The following is a 6,256-nucleotide window of genomic DNA, read 5'->3' as shown; positions in this document are numbered from 1 at the left end:
CCTCTTGCAATTCTTTCTTAGCAACACTCTGTCCTCCGATATCCTCAAAATTAATATCCGTAGTGGCTATTGCCACGCCATTCCCATTTTTTACGAGTTGACGTGAGATGACCAATGTCCATACCAAATACGCCGCCACCAGCAGTAATCCAATAGGGAACACATTATACCCCAAAACCATTAAAAAGGCGAAAACCCCAATTGCAAACCCTATTAAAATATCAAGTTTCATGTTCTCTCCCCTTCACAGGTAATATCTTACTCGTTTTCAGTCGGCAGAAATTTCTTGAGCCCATTTCTCTCAATCACTTCAATGAGTTGAGCATCTCCCTGATTCAAGAGTACGTATATGGCGTCATTATCCATCTCTAATTCAAGCTGTACGCCTGCTTTTTCGGCCTGAGCTCTTACGCTTTTGTCCATCTCAGTAAAATTACCACGAGCGATTCCTTCTTGTAAGGCAAACTGAATTTGTCCAAACAATTTTTCAAGGGCTTCATTTTCGTGGTCCATAAACCGGATTGGAACACCCTCAGCTAATTTGACAAGAGTATTGCTTGCCTGACGAAGATTAGTTAAATGGTCCGTCGTAACAACCATCTCTTTCAGACCACTATTAGTCACAACTTTAGCGGAAACAATGCCTGGAATTTGCTGACTTTGACTCATGACTGTAACATCAACCCACTTCTTCTGATAGACCAGTTTACCTCCAAGCAGTGCGCCAAAAATCAGGAACCCTACAAGACTTATCAGCAGTATCCGCTGTCTCGTCATCTCATTTTCCTCCATTATGTCATACTAAATGCTATATCACATACTCTACCGACATTATAGCACGGAGTATATCATTCACGGACAATATCTTATATCCATAACTGGAAATGCACGGAAACTAACGCAGACACGGGGACGGTTTTTCTGTCTAAAAAGACAGAAAAACCGTCCCCGTGTCTGCGTCTGCGAGCCCGTTGTCCCCGTTGTGTGCGTTATCTTATTTGCGCAATAATTTACGAGATTTTCGTAAATAATCAAGGCCGGAAATCACGGTAAAAAACAAGGCTATGTATAAAAAAGGTTGCCCAACGTGAATCCCGATCAGTGAAAGAGGCCAGTCATGTAACAAAATTGCCGAAATCGCAACCACTTGGGTAATGGTTTTAATCTTGCCAAGTTTGCTGGCACTGATTACAACCCTATCCACTGCAGCAATAGCACGGAGCCCCGTCACCGAAAACTCTCTTGCTAAGATGATCCAAGCGATCCAAGCGGTCACCTCCCCGAGTTGAACCAAGGAGATGAGTGCCGCAGATACTAGGAGTTTATCTGCCAAAGGATCCATAAACTTACCCAAGTTCGTCACTTGGTGACGCTTTCGAGCAATATAACCATCTAAGCCATCCGTCGCAGCGGCTAAAATGAAGATTACGGCTGCTACTATTTCTTGATGGGGGAATAGCGTATACCCTTTAGGTACTTGTAGTAATAAAAAGGTCATAAACACCGGTATTAAAATAATCCGCGCTAGAGTTAAACGATTGGCTAAATTCACGAGACAACCACTCCCATTAAATCATAGCTATCCGCCTCAAGGATGCGAACTTTAATCATATCCCCCACACTTATCAATGCCTGAGTCTCATTAGTAATATAGACTTGGCCATCGATTTCAGGAGCATCCCCTTCGGTTCGACCCATCCAACGCCCGTCCGGTAGTTCCTGCTCAAGTAATACTGTTATAATCCTATTAACCCAACGTTGTTGCCTCTGCCCAGAAATAGATTGTTGGATCTCCATGACTATACCTCTACGTTCCTCACGAAGCTCTGGCAAAATCTGATCCTCTCTTTGCCCAGCAGGGGTATTTTCCTCTTGGGAATAAGAAAAGACTCCAAGACGGTCAAACTGAACACGCTGTATGAAATCCACCATCGTCTGGAATTCTTGTTCTGTCTCTCCAGGGAAACCTGTGATCATGGTCGTTCGAAGGGTAATATCAGGCATTGCCTCGCGCAATTTGCCAATCAGCACTTCTGCTTCCTCAATCGTACCTCGTCGATTCATCTCTTTAAGAATCTTATTATTGGCATGTTGCAAAGGTAAATCAATATACTTACAAACCTTAGGCTCTTGACGCATGACTTCAATAAGTTCATCTGTAAAGCGTTCAGGGTAACAATACATTAATCGAATCCATTCAATCCCTTCGATACACGCCAACTTGCGAATAAGCTGAGGCAAGCGCAATTCCCCGTAAAGATCCTGTCCAAAGCGCGTAGTATCCTGAGCCATCACCATAATTTCCTTGACCCCTTGAGCAGCCATATCCCGAACTTCTTGAACCACGGACTCCTCAGTACGACTCCGAAAATTCCCTCGAACATAGGGAATCACACAATACGTACAATAGTTATCGCAGCCTTCAGCAACTTTGACATAGGCTAGATAATCCGGGGTAGAACGTTTGCGAGGGGTTTTCTCATCATGAAGAAAGTCAGGTTTTCCTTGTTTAATAAGGGACAACCGTTCCCCTTTAGCCACTTGAACCAGTTTAGCGATTTCATCGATATTACCAGTCCCTAGCACACCGTCTAATTCTGGAATCTCCTGCATCAATTCTGTCCCATAGCGTTGAGCTAAACAGCCTGTTGCAATCAACGTTTTACAAGAACCGCGCTCCTTAAGACTTGCCATTTCAAAAATAGTTTCAATTGATTCTTCCTTTGCCGATTGTATAAAGGTACACGTATTGATGACAATAATGTCCGCCTCTTCAGTATTATCCGTTAAAATGTGATTCTCGGCTAGCAATCCTGACATTACTTCGCTATCGACTTGATTTTTGGGACAGCCTAAAGTAACCACTGCAACTTTCTTCGTAACATTACACCTCATATCCATTGGTTTACCTTTCTTAGTATAAACCAACACTTCAACAAGGTCAAAAAATATTAACTTACACGTATCTTACAGTCTGTTGCTAAGTGAAAGTATTTATAGGTTCAATTTTGAAGACTTAGCTTAACCGATCAGATGTTAAGATCCTGCCTACCTGCCGTGGTGATATAAATCACATTTTCTCCAATGTTCGTAGCATGGTCCGCAAATCGCTCAAGGTAACGGGCGACGAAGGCTAGGTACATTCCCTGATCTAAGTTTTCTGGATCTTCAGTCATAATCAATAATAGATCCCGTACAACTTTTTTGTAAAGGGAATCAACTTTGTCATCTTGCCCAGCCAGATCATGGGCAAGTCCCATGTTCTCACTAGCGTAAGCCTCCAAACCTTGCCGCATCATCCCTAGAGCCATTTCTGCCATCTCAGGAATGTCAATCAGGGGTTTGCAGAGCGGTCCGTCAATTCTGCGTACAATTTTCGCGATATCGATCGCTAAATCACCCATCCTTTCGAGATCTGTCGATATTTTCATGGCCGAAATAATCTTGCGTAGGTCCTTAGCCACGGGTTGTTGAGTGGCAATCAAACGAACGCACAGGTCATCCACTTGCCGCTCAAAGTCATTAACCTTTTGATCCTCACTAATCCAAAAATCCGCTTGGTTTCGGTCTAAGGATAATAAGGTTTGCATGCACCCTTGTAAAATCTTCCCGACTTCCTCACCCATGTCCTTGAGTATCTTTGTCAAATCAAGTTGCCCTTCGTTGAGTGACTGACGCATTAATATCCTCCTTCATCTACTTTCGTGACTTCCACTTCTTTTAAGTGTAGAGTTCCATATTCAGGTTTAGCCAAACGAGTTCATTATCCAAAACGTCCTGAGATATAGTCTTCAGTTCGTTTATCACTAGGATTTGTAAAAATATCCGAAGTGGGTCCATGTTCCACTAACTCTCCATTCAGAAAAAAAGCCGTGGAATCTGCAATTCTAGCGGCCTGTTGCATATTATGCGTGACAATCAGAATGGTGTAATCAGCTTTTAATTGCCGAATTAACTCTTCAATATGCATTGTTGCAATCGGATCTAAAGCAGAAGCGGGTTCATCCATAAGCAGTACCGACGGTTCCACTGCTAATGCCCTAGCAATACAAAGACGCTGCTGTTGTCCACCTGATAGGCTCATACCCGAGTAGTTCAAGCGATCTTTCACTTCATCCCATAATGCCGCCATACGCAAGCTTTTTTCGGCAATAGCCTGAAGTTTATGTTTCTGGGTCATTCCATTGAGCTTGACCCCTGCCACTACATTATCATAAATACTCATTGAAGGAAACGGATTGGGTTTTTGAAATACCATCCCTACCCTCTTTCGTAAAGCAACGGGATCTTGGTCATAAATACTAACCCCGTCCAAGATAATTTCACCCTTTACTTTTGTCCCCGGCATAGTCTCATGCATTCGGTTTATACAGCGCACAAACGTAGATTTTCCGCAGCCTGACGGACCAATGATGGCTGTGACGTTATTAAGGGCAATGTCCATATGGATACCTTTAAGAGTTTTGTGAGACCCATACCAAGCTTCAAGATCACGAACACTTATACTCTGACCCATTCGAAAACCACCTTCCTAGTTACTCCGTGATCGAAAGGCAAAACGCGCACTTAAATTAAGAATGATCACCAATGAAATTAAAACGAGAGATCCTGCCCAGGCTTGTTGATGCCATTCTTTGTAGGGAGACGTAGCATACTGAAAAATTTGAACCGGTAAGGAAGCCATGGGCTCATTCAAAGAACGGGCCCAATACTGATTTCCCAAAGCTGTAAAAAGCAGCGGAGCTGTTTCTCCAGCGACCCGTGCCACAGCAAGCATCGCTCCGGTAATAATCCCTTTTGCTGCGGTCGGTAAGATAATTCTCAAAATGGTTTTTCCTTTGGAAATTCCCAACGCGTAACCCGCCTCCCTGATCGAATGGGAAACAAGTTTTAACATTTCTTCCGTTGAACGAATGATCAGAGGGATCATAATAATCGATAGGGCAAGCCCTCCAGCTAAAGCAGAGAAATTCCCCATTTTTAAGACGACCGCTGTATAAATGACAATACCCACAATAATTGAAGGAATTCCTGTTAAAACATCCGTTGCAAAACGAACTCCGACACTTAGCCAACTATGACGGTCATATTCCGTTAAATAGATTGCAGCTAGGATTCCGATTGGGATTCCTAGCAAGCTAGCAATCAAAACCATAATCAGGGTTCCTACGATTGCATTAGCCATCCCTCCTCCTGATAAACCCATGGCTTTCGGTAAATTTGTAAAGAACTGTAGACTCAAGGCACTTATACCATTTTTTACGACATAGCTTAGTACTCCAAACAATGGGATAAGGGCAATGATGGTAGCGATTGTAAAAACGCTGAGCATCATCCAATTTCGATAATTTCTGAGACGGTCATTCATACTAGATTACCTCCCTTCGGACCCTTTGCTACAGACCAAATAAGTAATCGAGCAAACACATTTAGAATCAGAGTAATTCCAAATAGAATGAGCCCTATCTCCACAAGCGCACTCAAATAAAGATCGTACGTCGCTTCGGTGAATTCATTTGCGATTACAGCCGCCATAGAATATGCGGGGGCAAATAAAGAAAGGAGAATATCCGGCCGATTTCCGATCACCATGGTGACAGCCATAGTTTCCCCTAGCGCACGTCCTAAGCCCAGCATGACCCCCCCCATAATTCCCGACTTGGCATAAGGAAGAACGGCCAAACGAATCATTTCCCACTTCGTGGCCCCCAGAGCCAACGCCGCTTCCCTATGCATATTAGGGACCGCGGCCATCACCTCCCGAGAGATCGCCGCTATCGTAGGAAGGATCATGATGGCCAAAATCAGCCCCCCAGCTAACATTCCAAAGCCGACTGGGGTACCTTTAAAGAAGGGAATAAACCCCAACCACTTGGCCAGCCCAGGTTCGACAGTTTCCCTTAGCCAAGGAGCTAAGACAAAAATCCCCCATAACCCGTAGACAACACTAGGAATCGCTGCCAACATCTCGACTAAAAAACCAATCACAGTGCGCACCTTAGAGATGGCCATCTCATTGAGGAAAATTGCTACACTAAGACCGATAGGGGCCGCCAAAAGCAAAGCAATGAGCGAGGTTACTATAGTCCCATATATAAAGGGAAGTGCCCCAAATTGTTCCTTGACTGGATCCCAAACACGACCAATAATAAAACTAAAACCAAACTTTTGAATACTCGGTCTCGCTGAATGGTACATCTGCCACCCCATCCAAACCTCAGAACTGACACTGATTGCCATCAAGAGAGTCAAAATC

7 protein-coding genes and 1 pseudogene are annotated in these 6,256 nt (G+C 43.8%); all 8 read right to left on the bottom strand.

Going from position 1 to position 6,256, the window contains the following annotated elements:
* A pseudogene (locus UF75_RS24170) lies at positions 1–232 on the bottom strand (ATPase); the annotation flags it as partial.
* 26 nt (positions 233–258) lie between these two features.
* The gene (locus UF75_RS24165) at positions 259–777 is read right to left on the bottom strand and encodes a hypothetical protein (protein WP_045577070.1); all 519 of its coding nucleotides are present in this window, start codon (positions 775–777) and stop codon (positions 259–261) included.
* Positions 778–994: 217 nt separating this feature from the next.
* Entirely contained in the window at positions 995–1,552 is a 558-nt protein-coding gene (gene pgsA, locus UF75_RS24160) for a CDP-diacylglycerol--glycerol-3-phosphate 3-phosphatidyltransferase (protein WP_045577069.1), read from the bottom strand.
* Positions 1,549–2,895, bottom strand: a complete 1,347-nt coding sequence (rimO, locus tag UF75_RS24155; protein ID WP_045577072.1) for a 30S ribosomal protein S12 methylthiotransferase RimO — start codon at positions 2,893–2,895, stop codon at positions 1,549–1,551. Before rimO ends, pgsA begins: the two co-directional genes overlap by 4 nt.
* 134 nt (positions 2,896–3,029) lie before the next feature.
* Positions 3,030–3,680: a phosphate signaling complex protein PhoU gene (gene phoU, locus UF75_RS24150; protein ID WP_045577068.1), complete on the bottom strand. Its 651-nt coding sequence runs from the start codon at positions 3,678–3,680 to the stop codon at positions 3,030–3,032.
* An 83-nt stretch (positions 3,681–3,763) separates the two neighbouring features.
* Entirely contained in the window at positions 3,764–4,516 is a 753-nt protein-coding gene (gene pstB / locus UF75_RS24145; RefSeq protein WP_045577067.1) for a phosphate ABC transporter ATP-binding protein PstB, read from the bottom strand.
* 15 nt (positions 4,517–4,531) lie between these two features.
* Positions 4,532–5,368 carry a phosphate ABC transporter permease PstA gene (pstA, locus tag UF75_RS24140; RefSeq protein WP_045577066.1) on the bottom strand — a complete coding sequence of 279 codons (837 nt, stop codon included), beginning with the start codon at positions 5,366–5,368 and terminating at the stop codon, positions 4,532–4,534.
* Positions 5,365–6,255, bottom strand: coding sequence for a phosphate ABC transporter permease subunit PstC (gene pstC, locus UF75_RS24135; protein ID WP_052693601.1), 891 nt, complete (start codon positions 6,253–6,255; stop codon positions 5,365–5,367). The genes pstA and pstC overlap by 4 nt, the downstream gene beginning before the upstream one ends.
* Between the last annotated feature and the right edge of the window lies 1 nt (position 6,256).

Source organism: Desulfosporosinus sp. I2 (assembly GCF_000960765.1).
Lineage (GTDB): Bacteria > Bacillota > Desulfitobacteriia > Desulfitobacteriales > Desulfitobacteriaceae > Desulfosporosinus.
This window is presented reverse-complemented; position numbering and strand designations above follow the sequence as displayed.